The organism is Isoptericola sp. NPDC019482, from assembly GCF_040632295.1.
GTDB lineage: Bacteria > Actinomycetota > Actinomycetes > Actinomycetales > Cellulomonadaceae > Isoptericola.
In genome coordinates, this window is sequence record NZ_JBEYBQ010000002.1 from 79,516 (window position 1) to 100,631 (window position 21,116).

The following is a 21,116-nucleotide window of genomic DNA, read 5'->3' on the forward strand; positions in this document are numbered from 1 at the left end:
CTGCGCGTGGGTGTTGAGCGCCCCGCAGAACGGTCAGAGCAGTTCGGGTACCCGACGGGACCGGCACAGTTCCGCGAACCAGTGCGAGCTGAGCTTGGGGGTTCGTTCCTGCGTCTTGTAGTCGACCCGGATGATCCCGAACCGGGGGCCATAGCCCAGCGCCCACTCGAAGTTGTCGAGCAGGGACCACACGAGATAGCCGACCACGTTGGCCCCGCGGCTACGCGCGCGCAGCGTCGCGGCGACATGCGCGGACAAGTAGCGCACGCGGTCGACGTCCAGCACGATCGGGCCGTCACCCTCGTCAAGGACGACGTCGTCGAAAGCTGCGCCGTTCTCCATGACCATCACCGGTAGCTCGGGGTACTCCTTCGACAACGAGACGAGGAGCTCCTCCAGGCCGCGGGGCTCAACACCCCAGTCCATCGCCGTCCGTTCGAGTTCTTCGGGTCGAACGATCTCGACGTGCTCGGACCCCGGGAAGTCGGTACCGCCGGTGCTGCAGTGGGCAGGCGTGACCTCGGGGTTCAGGCGCACGTGCATGACCTCGTAGTAATTCACCCCGAGCACGTCGATGGGCTGGTGACAGATGCGGAGGTCACCGGGCTCGACGAAGCTCCAGTCGGTGAGGTGGCGGGTGTCTTCCAGGAGGTCGTCGGGGTAGGCGCCGCGCAGCATCGGCCCGGTGAAGGCGCGGTTCGCGACGGCGTCAGCTCGCCGTGCGGCCTCTTCGTCCGCGGGTGTCTCCGCCTCGATGCGAAGGACGTTCAGGACCACGCCAACTTGCGCGTCCGCACGGGTCACCGTCCGCCGAAGCGCCATCACGCCGAGCCCGTGGGCCAAGTTCAGGTGGTGCACGGCACGCAACGCGTCCGCGTGGCTGCTACCGCCAGGTGCGAAGGCTCCGCTGCCGTATCCGGAGTACGAGTTGTTCCAGGGCTCGTTGTGCGTCGCCCAGATCGCCACACGGTCCCCGAGCGCCTCCCCGACCACCTCGGCATAGCGTTCGAACGCATAGGCCGTCTCGCGGCCACGCCAGCCGCCGTACTTGTCCTCCAATGCCTGAGGAAGGTCCCAGTGGTTGAGCGTCACGACCGGCTCGATCCCCCGGGCGACCAATCCGTCGATGAGGCGGGAGTAGAACTGCAGGCCGGCAGGGTTCACGTCCCCTTCGCCCGTTGGCAGGATCCGAGACCACGAGATGGAGAATCGGTAGGCGTCGAGGTGGAGCGAGGCCATGAGGTCGAGGTCTTCATCGACGTGGTGGTAGTGGTCGGCGGCCACGTCACCGTTGGCGCCTTCGGCGATCTTGCCTGGGGTGTGGCTGAACGTGTCCCAGATCGACGGCCCCCGACCGCCCTCGGTTGCGCCGCCCTCGATCTGGTAGGCCGCTGTCGCCGCCCCCAGGACAAAGCCCGAAGGCACCTGGACATCGCCCTCGTGGACGCGATCGTTGTACATCAACAGAACCTTTCATAGTGCAGATCGTGACAGGACCGGCAGTTGCCGAGCCAAAAGGTCACAGTGGGCAGCCCCCGGGGAGCCGCTGGGGTCGCGCCGCGAGATCGTCTCGCCGGCGCGGGCGTCGAGATCGCGGTGACCTTGCGCCGCGGCAACGGCCACCCGGACGCCTTGGCGCGTCCGGATGGCCGTTGGGTAGCACTAACCCTTCACGCCGGACGAGACCGTCGAACGAATGAAGTACCGCTGCATGACGAAGAAGATCAGCAGCACCGGAAGGATGTACAGAATCGCGGCTGCGGCCTGGACAGTCGGTATGACGTTGCCATTCGGGTCTTGGTACCACGCCGTGATCGCGACCGCGAGGGTTGTGTGGTCGACGTCGAGCAGCAAGGCAGGGGCAATGTAGTCACCCCAGGTCCACGTGAACGACAAGATGAACGACGTGATCAGGACCGAGCGTGACAGCGGCAGGAAGATCTGGGCAAAGATCCGAAACCATCCTGCCCCGTCAATGATGGCGGCATCCTCGAGCTCGCGTGGGATTGATGCGAAGAACTGCCGGAAGAGGAACACCATGTAGGGCGACGCGGCCAGCCCCCACAGGATCCAGGGCCAGTAAGTGTTCACAAGGCCGATGCGAGAAAAGAGGATATATGTGGGCAGGAGGGTGAGGATCTGCGGGATCATCATCGTCGAGAGAAGGATCAGGAACAGCGCTCCCTTTCCTGGTGCTCGGAGTCGTGCGAACCCGAAGCCGACAGCAGCGCTCGAGAGGGTGATCAGCAAGGAGTACGCAGTCGCGAGGAAGAACGAGTTGCCTGCATACCCGATGAAGTTCATCTGGGCGAGCGCGTCGGTGAAGTTATTCCACTGCGCCTGGTCCGGAAGGATCTGGATGGGGTAGGACGACCACTCTGCCGGGGTCTTCAACGCAGCGAGAATGAGCCACAGGAACGGGCCGATGAAGAAGACGGTAAGCGCCATGATCAGGATGTATACGGCCGCAGGGGACCGCTTCTTCCTGTGGGCGGGTGCGTCCTTCGTGACCCTGGGCCGGGGCTGCTCCACGGGTCGATTCGCGGTGACAGTCATCGGGTTGCCCCCTCGCGCTCTGCTTCGGTATCGACCTCGTAGTACACCCATGACCGACTCGATCGCAGGAGGACGAGCGTCAGGCCCAAGATGACCAAGAAGAAGACCCAGAGCATGGCCGACCCATAGCCGAACCGGTTGCTCAGGAAGAACTCCTTGTACACCTGCACCATGTACAACGTGTTGCTCTCGGGGACGTTGCCGACCGCGGCGATTCCGGCGGCGTTGGTAAGCAGCAACGGTTGCACGAACACCTGGAGAGCGGCGATGACGCCGGTGATGACCTGAAAGAACAGGATTGGAGAGATCATCGGGATCGTGATGTGCCGGAAGACGAGCCACTTCCCTGCGCCGTCGACCGTCGCTGCTTCCTCGAGCTCGACGGGCACGCCCTGCAATGCGGCAAGCATGATGATCATCCCGCCGCCCAGCCCCCACAACATCAGCACGATGAGCGCGTAGAAGGCCATGGGGTCGACCAGCCAGGCGACCGGCCCGATGCCAACCGCACCCAGCATGGCGTTGAGGATGCCCGAGTCCCTGTTGAAGACGAGCTTCCACATGATGGCCATGGCCACGACCGGGACGACTGAGGGCAGGAAGAAGATGGTCCGCCACAGACCTACTGCCCTCAGCCGCCGGTTGATGATCGTGGCAAGGCCGAGCGAGCCCGCGATGGTGAGCGGCACGACGATGGCGGCGAACACCAGCGTCCTCAGGAGTGCCGACCATGCGTCTCCGTCGCTGAACAGCTCGACGTAGTTGCGAAGCCCGACGAAGCGGTAGCGCGTGGAGCTGCCGTCGAAGTCGGTCACGCTCACGTAGAGCCCGTACACCATGGGCGCTGCCGTCAGAAGGAGGAATCCGATCGCCCATGGGGCGACGAATCCGTAGAACGCCCGCTTCGGGTAGCGGTTCCACTTACGAGGCACTGACTTCCCCTCAGCCGAGTCGCTCGACGCCCTGCGCGAGGGCCTCGTTAAGTTCGTCCGTGAGCGCGCCGCATGCCTCCGGCACGGTGAGCTCTCCCTTGATCGCCCGCTGCAGGTACTTGTCGATCGTGGAGTTGAGGAGGTCGACCGAGATGTAGGGCGAGTCCGGGAGCGGCTGCGCGTGCTCCAGCTCCTGCTGGGCGACCTGGTACGCCTGCTTCTGGTAGGGCTGGTCCTGCGGCAGCTTGTCGGCGAGGGACTTCAGAGCCGGCAGGCCCCAGCCGCTCGCCGCGCGCTCCTCGGCGGGCGGGCCGGCCATGTAGTACTCCATGAGCTTCCACGCGGCGTCCTTCTCGGCGGCGCGCTCGGGGATCCACCAGCCCTGACCCGAGTAGGTCGGGGCGACACGCGTGTCGCCCATCACCGGGGCTGGCGCGAAGCGCACGGACTTCAGCGCGTCATCTGCGGCGAAGTTGCCGCCGAACCAGTAGCCGTCCTGCGTGATCGCCATGCGTTCGGCCGCGAAGGTGGAGAAGTCCGACCCGTCGGCGAGGGGGTTCAGCGAGGTCGGCCCCACACCTGCCTCCGCGAAGTCCACGTACCACTGGAACGCCCGCTGGGCTGCGTCGGTGGTGAAGTCGATCTCGGACAGGTCGTCGTTGTACAGCTGGCCGCCCTGCTGCATCACCATCGCCGACATCGGCCCGTAGAGCTGCCATGCCCACTCCAGCCCCAGCCCATAGACGGTGGTCGTGCCGTCCTTGGTGACCGTGAGCTTTTTGGCGATCTTGAGCAGATCGTCGTAGGAGGTCGCCTCGGTGTCGCTGAGGTAGGGAACTCCCGCCTTGTCGAACAGGGCGGTGTTGTACCAGAGGGTGTTGTCCTGGCTCCAGTCCTTGACGATGCCGTAGATCGGGCCCTTGCCGCTCTGGGTCCCGTCCCACCGGAAGCTGTCGTTCACCGGCTGCAGGTCGTCCTCCCGCAGGACCTCGCTGTCCTTGAGGTACGGCGTCAGGTCCGTGGCCAGGCCGCGGGCGTTGGTGTTGGCACTGCCCACAGCGCCACCGGTGGCGATGTCCGGCGGGTTGCCTGACGCGAGCATCGTGTTCAGTCGCGTCGGGTCGGCGAGGATGAGGTTCACCTTGATGCCGGGGTTGTCGGCCTCGAACTCGGCGATCTGCTCCTTGGTGAGGTCCTGCGCCCCGACCATGACGTCGATCGTCGTCTCGCCGCCGCCGCCGCTACCGGACGGGCCCCCTCCCCCAGCCGTGCAGCCGACCAGAGCCATCGACGCCGCAAGCGCGGTGCCGACGACGAAGGCGCCCCTGCCGAACCTCTTCGATGCGAACGGTGCCATGTCAACCTCCTTGTGAACACGCGGGCCCGACGGTGGGCCAAGCAAGTGGCGCCGACAGTACACCCAGAACTCGAACGGGTGCTACAAATTCATCCCCGGGACAACTTGCCGACGTCGGACGCGAGTAGGGTCGAAGCCGTGACTGCAGGCAGGAAGACTGGGCCGCGAGGGCCGTACGCGAAGTCGGCGCAACGCTCGAGCGACATCCTTGACGCGGCGGCGACGGTGTTCTCGATGCACGGCTACCACGGCGGGTCGTTGCGCGACATCGCGCGCCAGCTCAACCTCAGCCTGACCAGCATCGTCCATCACTTCGGGACCAAGTACGAGCTCCTCGAGGCCGTGCTCGAGCGTTCCGACCAGACGACGTCCGGGGACCAGGCATTCGACTTCGACGCCGCATGTGCGGAGCGTGGCGTCGTGGTCGCGACGCTGGAACGAGTGCAGTCGAGCCTGGAGCGACCAGAGCTTCTGAGACTCTTCGCAATCCTCGCTGCCGAGTCCTCGGCACCGGACCACCCAGCGCACGACTGGTTTCTCGCCCGCTACCAACGCAAGACCAAGGAGCTGGCGGCCGCCTTCGCGTACGACCAGTCCTTGGGCCGCCTAGACCCCGGTCGCGATCCCGTGACGCTTGCCCGGCTCTTGATCGCCACCTGGGACGGCGTCCAGCTCCAGTGGCTCATCGACCCCGCCGCCGACATGAACCGTTCGATGCAGTCGTTCTTCGCGTGGGCACTCCCTGAGGCGGTCCACGCCGGCACGAAGGACTCGAGCACGCCCGTCGGGCACTGACGCTCGGCACGCCCACGAGGCCCTTGGCGCAGATGCGCCCTGACGCTCCTGCAGGAAGCCCCTCAACACCCTCGCCCCCCAGCGCGACCCGAAGAGCGCGTCGCGAAGCGTTCGCAGCTACGCCTTGCCCACGCACAAGCAGTGCCGGGTCGCGCATCCGCCGAGCCGCGTCGGTCGATTCTTCTTGAGCGGGAGCCCGCGCGCCAGAAGGCCGACGACGGCATGCCGCGGGAGCGCAGTCTAGACAAAATTGTTTCAAGTGTTCTAGGTTCGTGGCGCTGTCTGCCGGCCTACCCACGGGAGGCTGACATGCCTGTGGCTCCCCGCGGCAAGCCGGCACCCCCTTGCTACCGAGCTTGGTGAAAGGACACCTCGACGATGAGAAAGCACCGCAGTGTCGCGATGCTCGTGGCGGTGGGCCTCGGCCTGACGCTGTCCGCCGGCTTCACCCAGAGCGCCACCGCCTATCCGGACCGGGCGGCCCGTTCGGCCAACGACGATGCCGACATCGGCTCGCTCCGTGAGGTCGCCGAAGATGCCGGCGTCCTGATCGGCTCCGGCGCGATCAAGAGCATGACGACCACGTCCGACGGTCGCCCTCCGAACTACCTCGCCGAGCCGCAGTTCCGCGACGTGCTCTCCGAGCAGTTCAACAGCCTTTCTCCCGAGAATGATCTGAAGTGGATGTTCGTCCACCCCGACGAGGACGAATACGACTTCGAAGGCCTCGACCGACTGGTCGACTTCGCCGAGGCGAACGACATCCAGGTCAAGGGCCACGGCCTCATCTCCGCCTGCTGCAACCCGGACTACCTCGTGGCGAAGGTGGATGACCCGGCGGCGTTTCGCGCCGCCATGGTGGAGCACATCACCACCGTGATGCAGCGGTACGAAGGCAAGATGGACCGGTGGGACGTCGTCAGCGAGGCCCTCACCACCTACGGGGGCGAGGGCCTGCAGCACACGGACTTCTACAAGGCTCTCGGGCCGGACTACGTCGCCGAGGCGTTCCGCATCGCGCACGCCGCGGATCCGAACGCGAAGCTGTTCATCAACGAGAACCTGGTCGAGACCTTCCCGGAGAAGCGGCAGGAGCTCTACGACCTCGTCTCCGGGCTCGTGGCCGACGGTGTGCCCGTCGACGGCGTCGCCCTCCAGATGCATCAGACTCTCGAGGGCCCCGCGCCGGGTGTCATCACGAAGATCGTCGAGTCCTACCACGCACTCGGACTCGAGGTCTCGATCGCCGAGCTCGACGTGCACACCCTCGACCCCGAGTCGCAAGCGCAGATCTATCACGACGTGGTCGCTGAGGCGCTCGACGCCGGGATCACCGAGATCAGCTTCTGGGGCTTCACGGACAAGCACCTGTACACCTGGCTGCCGGGGGCGAAACCACTGATCTTCGACGAGGAGTACAACCCCAAGCCGGCCTACTTCGCCGTCCTGCGCGCGCTGGAGGAGTTCGAGGCACGCCCCGCGGTGGCTCTGCAGGGTGTGCGTGCCGACTTGGACCGGTACGTCGCCGCTGGTGACCTGTCCGGCCCGATCGTGCACCGCCTGGCGCACGCACTGCGCCAGGCCGAACGTCACGAAGCGGCAGATCGGGATGCGGCCGCGGTCTTTGCACTCCATCGGGCACTCCACCGGCTCGAGAACCCGAGGCGACCGGACCAGGTCAGCGATGCGGCTGCTGACGACCTGGCCGAGGGCATCGAGGAGGTCGTCAGCCTGCTGACGTAGCCCCTACGGACAGGATGGGACCCAGTCGACCGCGCGGACCCACGGGGTGGATGGCACACAGTCGAGTGCCACTCACCCCGTGGCCCGCAGGCCCACAGACCTCCATCCGCTCGTCGTCATTACGCCGTTCACCTGCCCGTTCCCCGCGCGCGGATCCCGAGATCCCTCACCGAACGCACATCGAAACCGAGGAAGCACCATGACCGCCCCAGACCTGTGCCGAGCTGACGACGGGACCCTCTACCGGGACCTCAACCGCAACGGCGTCATGGACGTCTACGAAGACCCTCGGAGGTCACCGGCCGAACGTGTCGACGATCTGGTAGGCCGGTTGTCGATGACCGAGAAGATCGGGTTGATGTTTCAGACCGTGATCGAAGCCGGGCCGGGGGGCACGCTCTTGGAAGCACCCGGGAAGATCAGCAAGTCCCCGACGTCCGAGGTGGTGCTCGGCAAGCACATCACCCACTTCAACATCCACGGCCTGACGAGCGCCACGAACGCCGCACGCTGGAGCAACGCGCTGCAGCGGCTGGCCGCCACGTCGCCACATGGCATCCCCGTCACGATCTCGACCGACCCACGTCACGCCTTCGTCGAGAACTCCGGTGTGTCTTTCGCCGAGGGCCCGTTCTCCAAGTGGCCTGATGCCTTGGGCATCGCGGCGATTGGCGACACGACCGTGACGCGCCGCTTCGCCCAGATCGCGCGCGAGGAGTACCGGGCCGTGGGGATCCGCTCGGCGCTTCATCCGCAGGTCGATCTGGCCACCGAGCCACGGTGGTGCCGTCAGCTGCAGACGTTCGGCTCGTCCCCGGAGCGGGTCTGTGCTCACACGGCCGCGTACATCGACGGGTTCCAGGGTGCCCAGCTGGGCGCGGACAGCGTCAGCTGCGTCACCAAGCACTTCCCCGGCGCGGGGCCTCAACAGGACGGTGAAGATGCTCATTTCCCCTACGGGCGGGAACAGATCTACCCGACCGGTTCCTTCGAGGAGCACCTCGCACCGTTCCGGACTGCCATCGACCATGGCACCGCGGGGATCATGCCCTATTACGGGATGCCGGTCGGCCTGACAGTCGACGGCGAGACGATCGAGGAAGTCGGATTCGGCTACAACCGGCAGATCATCCGCGGCCTTCTTCGCGACCGCCTCGGCTACGACGGCGTCGTGCTGACCGACTGGGAGCTCGTCAACGACAACCACGTCGGGAACCAGGTCCTGCCCGCTCGCGCCTGGGGAGTCGAAGACCTCGACCCCCCCGGCCGGATGCTGAAGATCCTGGAGGCCGGCGCGGATCAGTTCGGTGGCGAGGAGTGCGTGGAGATCCTCACCGACCTCGTCGCCAGAGGTTTGGTCCCCGAGGAGCGCATCGACGAGTCGATCCGTCGGATCCTGCTCGTCAAGTTCCAGCTCGGCCTGTTCGACGATCCGTTCGTCGACGAGGACGCAGCCGGGCAGATCGTCGGCAGCCCGGACAACACGGCCGAAGGCGAGCTCGCGCAGTCGCGCTCCGTGGTCGTCCTCGAGAACCGAGAGGTGGACGGCGCTCCGGCCCTGCCGGTGCACCCCGGCCGGCGCATCTACGTCGATGGCCTCGATCCTGATCTCACTGCCCGGTACGGCACGGTCGTCGACTCTCCGGCCGACGCCGACGTCGCACTCGTGCGCATCGCTGCCCCGTTCGAGCCCCGCGATGACCTCTTCCTGGAGTCCTACTTCCACCAGGGCGGCCTGGAGTTCCGCCCGGGGTTGGTCTACAAGCTAGCCTCGATCGCGCGCAAGGTCCCCTTGGTGGTGGACGTCGCGTTGGATCGTGCCGCGGTGCTCACACCGATCGCAGACATCGCGGGCGGTCTGACGGTGACCTTTGGGGTCTCCGATGCGGCGCTCCTGAAGACATGGTTCGGTGACGTCAGCCCGGAAGGCAGGCTGCCCATCGCGATTCCGCGTTCGATGGAGGTGGTCCGGAACGTCGCGCCGGACGCAGGCCTCGCCGAGGACGCCGTCCTCTACCGCACCGGGCACGGCCTACGTCTGGTCGGGGATCCTCGGCAGGGTTCACGGTCAGTGGATCGCCCACGGGTCGGCCTCCCGGCTCATACTGCAGAGCCATCCTCCCTCGCGACATCCGAGGGGTGAGGCTCGTGCACGATGACAAGGCCAACCACGCCCACATGAAGCCACTGACCTGGGACTGGCCCGCCCGCATGATCGCCGCCGACTCGCGCTTCGCCGGCGCCCCCTTGTTCCGCAGAGAGTTCACGCTCCAAGGTGACCACGGCGAGATCAAGGCAGCCACGCTCTTCGTCACTGCCCAAGGCGTGGTCGAGGCGTGGCTCAACGGCGCCCGCGTCTCCGAAGACCTCCTGACGCCGGGATGGAGCAGCTTCGAGTGGCGCCTGCGCTACGCCAACTACGACGTCACGCCCCTGCTGGAAGAAAGGTCCGTGCTCGGCCTCGCTCTGGGCAAGGGCTGGTTCGGCGGCCGCCTCGGCTGGGCCCCCAGCGGATCGTGGTACGGCGGAGACCTCGGCGCGTTCGCGCAGCTCGAGGTGACGTTCGAGGACGGTACCCGGCAGCTGGTGAGCACGGACGAAGACTGGACCTCCGGACCCAGCCACGTGCTGGAGAACGACCTCTACGACGGCCAGAGGTGTCACCTACCCGTGCAGCAGTCCCTCAAGGCATGACGGGGCTACCTGTCGGCTGCAGAGGCAGCCACCCGGGCCGGAGGAGTCCCGCAGCGGCCCAGCTCTCCTGGGCACAATCCCGTCCGCAACGGGGTGGCTGAGGAGGTGCTTCAACTCCCGAGGTTTCGTGCATGTCCTACAACTCAAGCCCGGGGCGACGGATCACATCCAGGGACAGTTCCCGTTCCCGTTCGCCGTGCAGAGCGTCCAATCCCTCCGCGTGCGACCGACGCTCCGCTCGCGCGCGAACGCCAGCGACGGTCCGGAGCACGCGAACCCGGTCACGCTGTTGCGACCTCGTCAGGGGCTCACTCCCCCAGTTACCGGTGTCGCTGTTGGCGTAGCGATCACGGTACGCAGCGGTCGCAACGACGGCGGCGACCCATCGCGTTCGCTCCCACCTCTTCTCCGGACAAGGTGGGAACGCCTCGATCCACTCTTCTCCATTCCGGACAGCGCGCTGCGCGACGTCGAGCGCGCGGTGTTCGATTGCCTTCTTCCGGTCGTCGAGCGCAGTGCGCATCTCGGGGTCCATCGGGCCGAGGGCTTCAGGGGTGAGGCCGCAGATGAAGTGGGTAGTGGAACGAGCGTGCTCCTGTGTGACCATCCCCCTGCGGGGCGTCGGGGCATTCTCGGCACGACGGCGCGTCAGCCTGTGATTGACGACCGCGGCCACGTCGTCGGCGTCGATGAGTCCGTGGCACTCGATAGCGTGCGGTAGCTCGACCCCGACGTCCCGCCCCTCGGCCTCGAGGCGCCGCAGAGTTGCGGTCAACGGTCCGAAAGCCGGTGAAGCGATGACGTCGGCAACCTGCTCGGCTTTGAGGCCCGAGTGGTCCCGGACGAGGGCCTCCCAGCGCGGACGTTGCGCGTCGGCCGCGATCGTCTCGTACTCGGCTGCGAGCTGGGAGATCGATCCCCAGCGTTCGCGCTCGGCCTCGATCGTCTGGCGCGCGGACAGCTCGGTACCCGAGTGGTTCACGACCCCGTACAGCACCGATTGTGCGGTCGTTTCGGCCACCCTCGGCGCGACATGGGCCTCGTCGTGCTGGTCGAGTGCGACGTACGCACGATTGGCGTCGCGCCCCCGGGTCATCGAGACGTACAGGTTCTCGCGTGTCGTCGCGGCCGTGACGACGACGTGAGCGGTGTCGACGGTGATGCCCTGGGCTCGGTATGTGGTCACCGCATACCCGAGATCGACGTGCTGGGAGACGTATTGCGCGGGGAGCACGACGGCGTTGCCGCGGGCGCTTCCGGCAGGACGGACCGTCAGAGCTCCATCGCGATGGACGGCCGTGACCATCCACCTGTTGCCGTTGGCGACCCAGCCTCCGTTGCGCGTCTGCAGGTGGCGGTCATTTCGTCGGGTGATGACCCAGTCGCCGGACGACGCGTACGTGCCGTCAGCCAGTGTCACCTCGCGACCAACGGCGACGTGTCCGTCGATCTGCCGTTGGGTGCGGGCACGCTCGTTGAGCGCCGACACCGTCTCGCCCGACTCGGCAACCAGGATGCTCGCCTTCCCGTCGGTGAGATCGCAGGACCACGCCTGGTACGCGGCCTCGACCATCTGCTCGAGGTTGCCGCCCACGACGCGTTGATGATCCAGGTACCTGTCGATGACGTCGGTGTCGCCCGATCGCAGCCGGAGGCTCGCCGGCCCCTCCCATTCGTTCCTAAAGCGGTGAACATCGAGCAGCTCGGGGGCGCCGGGGCGCGCGACGAGAAGCATACCGAACGCCCCGCCGGCGCCCACGGACTGCAGCTGAGCAGCGTCTCCGACGAGGAGCACCTTCGCGCCGGCCAGTGCCGCGGCTCGACAGATGCTGTCCAGCGAGGGCGTGCTCGCCAGCGAGGCCTCGTCGACGATGACGAGCTGCCCGCGATGAAGCTGGGCGCGACCGCGCTCGTGCTCCCAGATCCATTTCGCGGTGTTCTCGCAGCCCCGCCCGAGATCGTCCGAAAGCACCTGGGCGGCGACCGCCGACGGGGCCAGCCCGACCACCGACGACCTGCCGTGCTCAGCTCTCCAGGCGGCCGCGAGGCCGCGCATCGCGGTGGTCTTGCCCGCACCGGCGGGCCCGGCCAGGACGTCGACGACCCGGCCCGACGTCGCGACAACGGACACCGCCGTGGCCTGCGACCGGCTCAGACGGCCGGCTTCGATGAGTGCCCCGACGCAGAGGTCGACGCGGTCGGGGCTGACCCGCGGGCCGCCCGTGTCCTCGGCGAGAGCGAGGAGCCGGGCCTCGGCCTCGAGGATCGCCGTCGAGGAATACACGACCGAGTCCTTCGGACGGAAGACGCTCGTGCCGTCGGGGCGGAGGAAGCGGGCGGGCGTCGTCGTGCTCTCGACCGGGGTGAGCCTTTCGGACTCTCTCTCCGCGGTTGCAACGATTAGAGCGGCCACGCCCTCGCGATCCTCCGTCGTGGCGAACCGCCACGCCATGAGCTGTCGCGACACTTCGGCGTACAGGTTCCAGTGCCGCCACGTGGAGCGCTTCTCGCTCACGACGGCGAGCACGTGCGCGGCCAGCGCGTCGACGGCGTCGGCGGGCACGTCCTTTGCCCTGTAGGCCGTCGCCGACCACGGATGCCGCCGGGCCGCACGGACCTGCGCGTTGGCCCACTCGGTCGCGTCCCTGTCCAGCACGCGTGACGCGCGCTGCTGCCACTGGGAGGTGAGGTCATCGAGGGACTGGTCACGCTTCTTCGCAGGGCGGGTGGCCAGCGTGGCGTGCTGGCGCAGGCCCAGCACGACCTTCGCGCTCGGTGATCGTCCGTGGCTCGCGGTCCACTCCGCGACGAGCTCGTCCTTGGCCTCGTCGATCTCGCGGGCTCGGGCCGAGAAGAGGCGCACGAGCTGGTCGGGCACGGCCGTCAGGTCCCACGACGGATTGCGGCCCGGCCCGCGGGAGCGTTCCTCCCAGCCGACGCCGAGCACAGCCGTGAGCCGGTCGGCGACGAGCCCCTGGTGGAGCTCGGACAGGGCCACCGTTGCTGCGTGGATCGGCCGCCCGTCCAGGGCGCGCCATGACCCGTCCAGCACCGCCCGCGCCTTGCTCGACACCACGACATGCGTGTGCAGGTGCGGATCCGCCGCACGGGAGTCGAAGTGGTCGTAGGCGGCCGCGACGATGCCGATCACCCCGACCTGCGCGACCGCCCCGGACTTCGTCGCAGCGCCCACTCTCGTGGCGGCCACCCCGCGCTCGAAAAACGCCACGACGTCGGCCACGGCGGCGTGGTGCGCCTCCCAGATCGCCGCCTGGATCCCGGCGTCGGCAAGTCCCCACAGCACCGAAGCGGACTTCGGCAACGAGAACGTCAGGTCGTAGCCGCTGACCGCTCCCCGCGACTTGCCGTGGACGTCCTTGCCCGACGCGAAGCTGTAGAACGCCTTGCCGAGCTTCTCCCCCGTCACCGGGTCCTGGCCGCGCTCGATCAGCCTGACGAGCTGGTCCTCGGTCACGACGTCGCCCGCGCGCACTCGGGCGCCGTCGCCACCGAGATGGTCGAGTCCCGAGCCGAGCCATCGCCCCGGCGGTGTACCGGCCTCCGTGTAGTAGCGCGTGAGCGGCGTCGCCGACGGCCGATTCCCGTCGCCGACGACGACGGACTGGAGGAAGTACTCCACGCCCGACCCGACGTGCATGACCTTGAGGGAGACCGTCATCGTCCGCCGCCGTATCCCCCGCCGCGCCGCGAGATGCAAGACGCGTGACACCCGTGAGAGGGGTGGGAGGGCAGGCAAGGAAGGGTGGCGCACGTGGTAGCGCACGTGGTCCGGGCAGAGGTATCGACCTGAGGGAGGAACAGCGCTCGCATGGGGGCGCAGTCATCGAGGTGCGCGCTACGAAAGGTGATGGGGTCCTTCATGTCGAGGACCGCCGATCGTCGTGGTCCGGACACACGTGAGGCCCGGACGCCTGAGCGTCCGGGCCTCACCCCGCCCGCGGCCGGTGGCCGCCCGTCACGCGATCCGGTGACTGACGCGGGCACCGGCCGCCTCCTGCTCCGCGAGCCAGTCCTCGACGCTCGAGCGCCGATACACCACGCGGCGAGGACCGAGCCGGAACGACTGCGGGCCGACACCGATGTAGCGCCACCAGCGCAGCGTGTTCTCGGGGACTCCGAGAAGCTTCGACACGTCCCTGGTCCTGAGCAGGTCTTCCGACTCCATGGCGAACCTCGATTCCAGTTGGATCGAACTAGCAATCTCAGTGCACCATGAATCCTAGTGACAAGGAACTAGATCTCTGTGTACCATTGGCGGATGGCAGACGAACGCGACGCACAGGTCGGCCAGAACCTCGCCAGACACCGGGGTATCCGCAGCCAGCAATCTCTGGCCGTGCAGATGCGCGACCGCGGCTGGAAGTGGTCGCAGGCCACCGTGTGGTCGGTCGAGAAGGGTGAGCGGCCGCTGAAGTTCCTCGAGGCGGTCGACCTCGCGGAGATCCTCGAGATCCATCCGTGGGACCTCCTGCAGGAAGCGAACGTCGCTGCCGTGACCCGCGCGGTCGCCGATCGGACGCGCAGCGTCAAGGCCTGGGCGGAACGCGCCGGAGATGCCCTCGTTCACCTCGAGCAGGAGCGCCGGGCGCTCGCGGAGGCTCTCGACGTCGCAGCCACCGTTCCCGACTGGGATCGACTGGCCGACGCCGAGGAGATCGCCAAGGCGTTGTCGTACTCGGGCGCGTTCCTCGCCGAGTTCGCCGACGCCACGGTCAACCACAAGCTGGAGAGCCTGTTCGCGGCGGGTCATCCCGATCGGCTCGACCAGTTCGTCGACATGGACGAGCTCGGCTTCTCCCCCGCCGAGTGGCGCGCGGAACGGGGAATCGAGCTCGAGCACGAACCACCCGGCCACGACACCGCAGGAGGCGACCATGGCCTCGATCAGGAAACGTCCGAACGATAGGTGGCGGGCCCGCTACCGCGACGCCGACGGGCAGGAGCACTCACGGCACTTCGATCGCAAGATCGACGCGCGGCGATGGCTCGACGAGGTCACGGCCAGCATCGTCACGGGCCAGTACGTCCACCCTCGCGCCGGTGACATCACGTTCCAGGAGTACGCCGAGTCGTGGCGAGCGATCGCCGGGCACCGGAAGTCGACGGCCGACCTGGTCCGGCGACACTTCGCGAACCACGTCTACCCCGCGATCGGGTCGAAGCGGCTGAAGAACATCACCCCGTCGGACATCCGAGCACTCGACGCCGCCCTTGCCGAGACGCTGGCGCCCGCCACGATCGTCGTGATCCACCGCTACGTCTCCGCGGTGCTGGCCGCAGCCGTGCGAGACCGCAAGATCGCGACGAGCCCGTCATCCTTGGTTCCGGCTCCGCGGGTAGCCCGGAGGAAGGTCTCCCCCATTTCGACCGAGCTGGTGCTCCGGCTCCGCGACCTCATGCCGGACCGGTACCAGGCGGTCGTCATCACCGCCGCGGGAACCGGCATGCGACAGGGCGAGGTCTTCGGCCTCACGCTCGACCGCATCAACTTTCTCCAGCGCACCGTGGCGGTGGATCGTCAGCTCGTGTCCGTCGCCGGCGAGCTGCCCCGGTTCGCCGAGCTGAAGACGGCGTCGTCCGAGCGGGAGATCCCGCTCCCCGGGACGGTGATCGACGCACTCACCCAACACCTCGACGTCTACCCACCCGGCCCGGAGGGCCTGGTGTTCACCAACACCGACGGCGGCCCGCTGCGACGCTCGGCGTTCAACGACGCCTGGACGACAGCCCGGCACGTCGCCATGACGGCATGGATCTGGCTCGACGTCCCGCCCCAGTCCCGGACCCGCACCGTCGCGCACACCCTCGGGGTCTCGGGACAGCGGGCCGGGCTGCTCGTCGCACAGGCTCGTGGAGCCGGTCTCATCCCAGGCGTCGGTGCGACCCTCGATCAGCTCGAGGCGGCCCGCGACGCCCTCGGGGAGCGCCCGCGTCGCACCGTCGTCTTCCACGACCTACGGCACTACTACGCGAGCCTGCTCATCCGCCACGGAGCCTCCGTGAAGGCGGTGCAGGCGCGCCTCGGCCACAAGTCCGCCAGCGAGACCCTGGACACCTACTCGCACCTCTGGCCGGACGACGACGATCGCACCCGCGGGGCCGTCGACGCCGTCCTGGGTGGCGCTCCGGGCGTCGCCTTGCCGCTGCACCCTGGAGCCGTGGCCTGAACCGTCGCCTACCTGATTCGTGCGCGCACCTCGGCCGCGAATCCGCGAGCCCCCGCCCGTTCGAGCGACGAGAGCACGTCCTCAATGCTGGCCGGCGGCCGCCGCATCGCCCCCGCCTGAGCCGCCAGGGCCTCCAGCGTGCTCGACGGGTCCAGGTCGAGCTGATCAAGCAGGAAATCGTCGGGCGAGACGGCGTGCAGGCCCAGGGGGTTCAGCATCTGATCCGGGAAGTCGGAGAGGTTCGCGGTGACGACGACCTCGGCACGCCCACGGATCGCCGCGGCAAGGACGTGCCGGTCGTCCCGATCCGGGAGCTCGAGGCCCTCGAGCAGCGGCTCCCATCCGGTGACGCAGGCGTCGTCGAAGACCTCGTTCATGGCGCGGAGCCTGGCGTCGACGCGCGAGGGACTGATCTCCGGATGGACACGCAGGATCGCCCGGCGCGCTTCGTCGAGGATCTTCTCGCTCCACACCGGCCGGTACAGGTCGCGCTCGGCGAGCCGGAGGAGCGTGTCGGTCAGCGCGAACGGGACCAGGGCGTTGGCGTCCAGGAGCGCGGCGAACTGCGCCACCCGTCAGCCCTCGTGGCGGGCACTGTCGAGCAGGTCACGGTAGGAAGCGCCATCGTCGTCGTACAGGCCGTCCTCGACCGCCTGGCGCGTCATCTCGTCGAGTCGCAGTCGTCGTTCGACGCTGCGCCGGTCCTTGTACTCCAGGACGTCGCTGAGCCGGAGGCGACGGTGTCGGCCGCTGCCCGGCTGCTCGTACGGGATCTGGTTCTCGTTCAGCAGCTTGACGAGCGTCGGGCGGCTGATGCCCAGGAGGTCGGCCGCCTGCTGGGTCGTCAGTCGCTGGTTCAACGGCGCGATCGTCACCGCCTTCCCCTCCCGCATCGCCCCGACGACCTGGACGAGCACCTGATAGAGCTCCATGGGCAACGGGACCTGCTCACCGTCCGGCCCCAGCAGCGCCGCGGGCTCGGCGTGCTCCGCGAGGAAGTGCGACAGCTCGAGCATGGGAGCGAGGTCCGCCGGCGGCAGGACAGGGCGCTCATGCGGCGCGACGCTCTCGATCGTCATGGACCAACCCTACGTCCATATCGAAAAAATCGAAACGACGTACCGCCCCACGCGGCCTCCGCGAGGGCCGTACAAGTCGCCTCGGGCAGAATTCTTGCGGACTGTGTGCGGACTGGCACCCCAAACGCCAGGTAAAAGCGCAGGTCAGAGGGGGTGAGGCGGACGAGCCGGTCTGTACGCCGGGTTCTGTTCCCGCGCGGGGTCACCCCCGCGCGGGCGACGGTCATCCATCTAGGCCCTGCGTTGCCGCAGGGCTCGAGCGGTCTACCCGACTGTGCTTCTCCGAAGAGAATCGGGCGGGCAACCCTCAAACACAATCTGTCTGACCTTGCTCCAGGTGGGGTTTACCGAGCCACGACCGTCACCGGCCGCGCTGGTGGTCTCTTACACCACCGTTTCACCCTGACCGCCACCGGTTGCCCGGCGACGGCGGTCTGTTTTCTGTGGCACTGTCCCGCGGGTCACCCCGGGTGGCCGTTAGCCACCACCTCGCCCTTCGGAGCCCGGACGTTCCTCGGCGACGGCGCCCGAGGGCACCGCCGACGCGACCGTCCGACCGACTCGTCCGCGTCGTACAGTCTATGCGCGCTCGAGCCGGTCGGACGCCGCTCACCTCGGTGCGGTCAGACGTCGACCTTGTAGCTCAGGGTCAGCTCGTCGCCGGACCTGCCGCGGATGCCCCAGCTCTCGGCGGGCGACTCGATCACGACGAGCTCGACGTCGTCCGTCGCGACGCCCAGCGAGGGGGCGACGTCCTCGTAGACACGACGGATCAGCTCGCGCTTGGCCTCGCGCGTGCGTCCGGTGAAGGCGACGATCTCGATCATCAGATAGTCGTCGGAGCGCGGGGCGACGAGGTCGCCGTCGTCGAGCAGCAGGAAGCGGTGGAACCGCTTGTCCTCGGGGATCTGCCAGGCCCCGACCAGAGCCGCGTGCAGCGCGTCGGAGACCTCTCCGCGCCGCTGACCCCACACCCGTCGGTTGCCGTAGATCTTCACCTGGACCATGCCCGACGACGCTAGCGGTGACCGACGGCACTGTCACCAGGGGGTCCGCACGTCGAGACCCGACCATAGGGTGTCGGGGTGCTGATCTGCCTGCCGCCCTCCGAGGGCAAGACGCCCGCGCCGGACGGCGCCTCCCCCGTCGACCTCGCAGGGCTCACGGGCGCGGGCCGGCTCACCGGGCAGCGGCTGGCCGTGCTCGACGCCCTCGCCGCGGTGAGCGCGCGGGTCGACGCGACGGAGCTCCTCGGGGTGGGCACGTCGCTCGGCGCGGAGGTCGCCCGCAACACCGAGCTCAAGGCCGCGCCGACGGCGCCCGCCGCCCGCGTCTACACCGGCGTCCTCTACGCCGCTGCCGGCCTCGCGGCCCTGCCCGACGACGCCGCCCGCCGGGCCGCCGACGACGTCCGCGTCTTCTCCGGCCTGTGGGGCGTCGTCTCCCCCACCGACCGCATCCCCGCCTACCGCCTCTCCATGGGCGTCGACCTGCCCGGCGTCGGCAAGCTCGCCACCGCGTGGCGGCCCCACCTCGCCGCCGCCCTGGACGCCCGCGCCGCGGGCGACGTCGTGGTCGACTGCCGCTCGGCCGCGTACCTCGCCGCGTGGAAGCCCGCCACCACCGGTGACTCCGCCGCCGACTGGGTGACCGTCCGAGTCGTGCGCGAGACCGACGGGAAGCGCGCCGTCGTCTCGCACAACGCGAAGCACACGCGCGGCGTGCTCACCGGCCACCTGCTGCGCCGCACCGGCCCTGCGCCCACCACGGCCGCGGAGCTGCTCGACGCCGCCCGCGAGCTCGACGGCCAGGTCATCGGCACGGAGGTCGGGACGGGCCTGTCGTACCGGATGGTCGAGGCGACCCTGCACGACGCCGCCACCCGCCGCGGCCCCCGCACCCTCGAGGTCGTCATCGCCTGACTGTGAGGATCGCGCCGACCCGGCGCACACTGGCCGCATGGCCTACGACGAGGTGCTCGCCGCCCGCGTCCGCGACGCCGTCGCCGAGCGGGCGGACTGCGTGGAGCGGCAGATGTTCGGCGGCGTCGCGTTCATGGTGAACACCCACATGGCCGTCGGCGTGGGCGGCGACGAGCTCATGGTGCACGTCGGCACGGACGGCCACTCGCAGGCGCTCGCCGACGGCGCGCACGAGATGACGATGGGCGAGCGCACCATGCGCGGCACGGTCGTGGTGGGTCCGGACGTCACCGCCGACGACGACACGCTGCGCGCGTGGGTCGACCGCGGCGTGGACCTCGCGCTCGCGCTGCCACCCAAGCCCGCGAAGGCGCCGAAGCGCTAGCGGCCTCAGACGTCGGTCGGGAAGCCCGCCGCGACGACCTCCGCCAGCGCGGGCTCGCCGTCGTCCCCCAGGCCGAACCGCAGCACCGTGAGCGAGCAGGGCGGCACGCGCAGCAGCCGCCACGACGACGCGGGCGCCCCGAGCGCCCGCCCGGCCAGGGCGCGGATCGTCACGGTGTGCGCGACGACGACGCTCGCCGCGCCCGGCTCCGTCGCGGCGACGACGTCGCGCAGACCGGCCCATGCCCGCTCGCCCACGTCGGCGTACGACTCGCCGCCGGGCGCCCGGTCGGTGCCCGTCGTCGACCAGGCGGCGAACTCGTCGGGCCAGCCGTCGGCGATCGCGTCGGGCGTGCGGCCCTCCCAGTCGCCGAACACGCACTCGGCGAACCTGTCGTCCGGGCGCACGTGCTGGCCGGTGCGGCGCCCGACCGCCGTGGCGGTCTCGAGCGCGCGCACCAGGGGCGAGGCGACGAGGGTGCCGGCGCGCGGCAGGTCCGGCCACAGGTCCTTGCCGATCCGGAAGACGGCGTCCGCGGCGCGCGCCGCCTGGACGCGGCCCCGCGAGGTCAGCGACGGTCCGGGGACGCCGCCGCCCGAGTAGGCGCGCGCCTCGGTCAGTTCCGTCACGCCGTGCCGGACGAGCACGACGGTGCGCAGGTCCGCGCCCGCCGCCGGGCTCGCCCCGGACGGGCGGGCCATCAGGCCGCGGCGCCGTCGTCCGGCAGGCGCACGAGGATGCGGCCGCACTCCTCGCAGCGCACGACCTGCTCGGCCGGGGCCGCCTTGGCGGCGGCGAGGTCACGCGGGTTGAGGTCGAGGCGGCAGCCCTCGCACCGGCCCCCGCGCAGCGCCGCGGCGCCGACGCCGCCGAGCTGGGCGCGCAGCTTGTCGTACAGGGCGAGCAGGCCGGTGTCGAGCCCGGCCGCGGTCGCCTCGCGCTCCGCCTTGACCTTCGAGCCCGTCGCGTTGATCTCGGCCCAGGCCTCGTCGCGCTCGGCGGCGGCCTTCGCCTTCGCGGCCTCGAGCTCGGCGTGCGCCGACTCCACCTCGGCGAGCGAGCCCTGGTGCGCCTCCAGGCGCTCCATGACCTCGATCTCCGCGTCCTCCAGCACCGACTGGCGGCGGGCGAGGGACTCGAGCTCGCTCACCAGGGCCTGGGAGTCCTTCGCCGACAGGGCGCCGGAGTCGAGCTTCTGCTGGTCGCGCTCGGCGCGCGTGCGCACCTGGGCGACGTCGGACTCCGCCTTGGCGAGCTCGCGCTCCAGGTCGGCCACGGCGGTGCGCGAGTCGACGAGCGAGGTGTGCAGGTCGCCGATGCGGCCGTCGAGCTCCGCGATGGTCGCCAACGCCGGGTGGTTCCGGCGCTGGTGGACGAGCTGCTGCAGCCGGGTGTCGAGGGCCTGGACCTCGAGCAGTCGGCGCTGGTCCTCGGGGGGTGCAGTGGCCACGGGCGGTCCTCTCGC

General features: G+C 69.0%; 19 protein-coding genes and 1 other RNA gene. 8 read left to right on the top strand and 12 right to left on the bottom strand.

The genetic code is table 11. The features are described from left to right. Positions 1–33: 33 nt before the first annotated feature. The 4 genes from ABZ493_RS02320 to ABZ493_RS02335 all read right to left on the bottom strand — a co-directional run bounded on the left by ABZ493_RS02320 (position 34) and on the right by ABZ493_RS02335 (position 4,845). The gene (locus tag ABZ493_RS02320; protein WP_430580569.1) at positions 34–1,461 is read right to left on the bottom strand and encodes a GH1 family beta-glucosidase; all 1,428 of its coding nucleotides are present in this window, start codon (positions 1,459–1,461) and stop codon (positions 34–36) included. A gap of 201 nt (positions 1,462–1,662) precedes the next feature. Further along, positions 1,663–2,448: a carbohydrate ABC transporter permease gene (locus tag ABZ493_RS02325; protein ID WP_430580570.1), complete on the bottom strand. Its 786-nt coding sequence runs from the start codon at positions 2,446–2,448 to the stop codon at positions 1,663–1,665. A 104-nt stretch (positions 2,449–2,552) separates the two neighbouring features. After that, positions 2,553–3,377 carry a sugar ABC transporter permease gene (locus ABZ493_RS02330; RefSeq protein WP_430580571.1) on the bottom strand — a complete coding sequence of 275 codons (825 nt, stop codon included), beginning with the start codon at positions 3,375–3,377 and terminating at the stop codon, positions 2,553–2,555. A gap of 121 nt (positions 3,378–3,498) precedes the next feature. Then, on the bottom strand, positions 3,499–4,845 hold the full coding sequence (locus ABZ493_RS02335) for a sugar ABC transporter substrate-binding protein (protein ID WP_430580572.1): 1,347 nt from the start codon (positions 4,843–4,845) through the stop codon (positions 3,499–3,501). 138 nt (positions 4,846–4,983) lie between these two features. Between ABZ493_RS02335 and ABZ493_RS02340 the strand changes: the two genes are divergently transcribed. The 4 genes from ABZ493_RS02340 (at position 4,984) to ABZ493_RS02355 (ending at position 10,077) form a co-directional block, all read left to right on the top strand. Then, on the top strand, positions 4,984–5,640 hold the full coding sequence (locus tag ABZ493_RS02340; RefSeq protein ID WP_430580573.1) for a TetR/AcrR family transcriptional regulator: 657 nt from the start codon (positions 4,984–4,986) through the stop codon (positions 5,638–5,640). A gap of 378 nt (positions 5,641–6,018) precedes the next feature. Further along, positions 6,019–7,383: an endo-1,4-beta-xylanase gene (locus ABZ493_RS02345; RefSeq protein ID WP_430580574.1), complete on the top strand. Its 1,365-nt coding sequence runs from the start codon at positions 6,019–6,021 to the stop codon at positions 7,381–7,383. A gap of 199 nt (positions 7,384–7,582) precedes the next feature. Then, on the top strand, positions 7,583–9,526 hold the full coding sequence (locus ABZ493_RS02350; RefSeq protein WP_430580575.1) for a glycoside hydrolase family 3 N-terminal domain-containing protein: 1,944 nt from the start codon (positions 7,583–7,585) through the stop codon (positions 9,524–9,526). A gap of 5 nt (positions 9,527–9,531) precedes the next feature. After that, complete coding sequence (locus tag ABZ493_RS02355; RefSeq protein WP_430580576.1) at positions 9,532–10,077, top strand: alpha-L-rhamnosidase N-terminal domain-containing protein; 546 nt, start codon at positions 9,532–9,534, stop codon at positions 10,075–10,077. Positions 10,078–10,213: 136 nt separating this feature from the next. Here the strand turns inward: ABZ493_RS02355 and mobF are convergent, their stop codons facing one another. Together mobF and ABZ493_RS02365 are read right to left on the bottom strand one after the other, a co-directional pair. Next, positions 10,214–13,756, bottom strand: a complete 3,543-nt coding sequence (mobF, locus tag ABZ493_RS02360) for a MobF family relaxase (RefSeq protein ID WP_430580577.1) — start codon at positions 13,754–13,756, stop codon at positions 10,214–10,216. 297 nt (positions 13,757–14,053) lie between these two features. Further along, positions 14,054–14,263, bottom strand: a complete 210-nt coding sequence (locus ABZ493_RS02365) for a helix-turn-helix domain-containing protein (protein WP_430580578.1) — start codon at positions 14,261–14,263, stop codon at positions 14,054–14,056. A 93-nt stretch (positions 14,264–14,356) separates the two neighbouring features. Between ABZ493_RS02365 and ABZ493_RS02370 the strand changes: the two genes are divergently transcribed. Together ABZ493_RS02370 and ABZ493_RS02375 are read left to right on the top strand one after the other, a co-directional pair. After that, positions 14,357–15,004, top strand: coding sequence for a hypothetical protein (locus ABZ493_RS02370; RefSeq protein ID WP_430580579.1), 648 nt, complete (start codon positions 14,357–14,359; stop codon positions 15,002–15,004). Next, positions 14,973–16,265, top strand: coding sequence for a tyrosine-type recombinase/integrase (locus tag ABZ493_RS02375; protein ID WP_430580580.1), 1,293 nt, complete (start codon positions 14,973–14,975; stop codon positions 16,263–16,265). Before ABZ493_RS02370 ends, ABZ493_RS02375 begins: the two co-directional genes overlap by 32 nt. Positions 16,266–16,273: 8 nt before the next feature. Here the strand turns inward: ABZ493_RS02375 and ABZ493_RS02380 are convergent, their stop codons facing one another. The 4 genes from ABZ493_RS02380 to ABZ493_RS02395 form a co-directional block, all read right to left on the bottom strand. Continuing rightward, positions 16,274–16,837, bottom strand: coding sequence for a PIN domain-containing protein (locus tag ABZ493_RS02380; RefSeq protein WP_430580581.1), 564 nt, complete (start codon positions 16,835–16,837; stop codon positions 16,274–16,276). Between the two features lie 3 nt (positions 16,838–16,840). After that, complete coding sequence (locus ABZ493_RS02385; protein WP_430580582.1) at positions 16,841–17,344, bottom strand: helix-turn-helix domain-containing protein; 504 nt, start codon at positions 17,342–17,344, stop codon at positions 16,841–16,843. Between the two features lie 159 nt (positions 17,345–17,503). Continuing rightward, an RNA gene (gene rnpB / locus ABZ493_RS02390) (RNase P RNA component class A) lies at positions 17,504–17,908 on the bottom strand. Between the two features lie 59 nt (positions 17,909–17,967). After that, on the bottom strand, positions 17,968–18,351 hold the full coding sequence (locus ABZ493_RS02395; protein ID WP_430580583.1) for a tautomerase family protein: 384 nt from the start codon (positions 18,349–18,351) through the stop codon (positions 17,968–17,970). 78 nt (positions 18,352–18,429) lie between these two features. Between ABZ493_RS02395 and yaaA the strand changes: the two genes are divergently transcribed. Together yaaA and ABZ493_RS02405 are read left to right on the top strand one after the other, a co-directional pair. After that, positions 18,430–19,266, top strand: coding sequence for a peroxide stress protein YaaA (yaaA, locus tag ABZ493_RS02400; RefSeq protein ID WP_430580584.1), 837 nt, complete (start codon positions 18,430–18,432; stop codon positions 19,264–19,266). Positions 19,267–19,303: 37 nt separating this feature from the next. Further along, positions 19,304–19,651, top strand: coding sequence for a TfoX/Sxy family protein (locus tag ABZ493_RS02405; RefSeq protein ID WP_430580585.1), 348 nt, complete (start codon positions 19,304–19,306; stop codon positions 19,649–19,651). Positions 19,652–19,656: 5 nt separating this feature from the next. Here the strand turns inward: ABZ493_RS02405 and ABZ493_RS02410 are convergent, their stop codons facing one another. Further along, on the bottom strand, positions 19,657–20,352 hold the full coding sequence (locus ABZ493_RS02410; RefSeq protein WP_430580586.1) for a histidine phosphatase family protein: 696 nt from the start codon (positions 20,350–20,352) through the stop codon (positions 19,657–19,659). Further along, positions 20,352–21,101, bottom strand: coding sequence for a C4-type zinc ribbon domain-containing protein (locus tag ABZ493_RS02415; protein ID WP_430580587.1), 750 nt, complete (start codon positions 21,099–21,101; stop codon positions 20,352–20,354). The genes ABZ493_RS02410 and ABZ493_RS02415 overlap by 1 nt, the downstream gene beginning before the upstream one ends. Positions 21,102–21,116 lie beyond the last annotated feature (15 nt).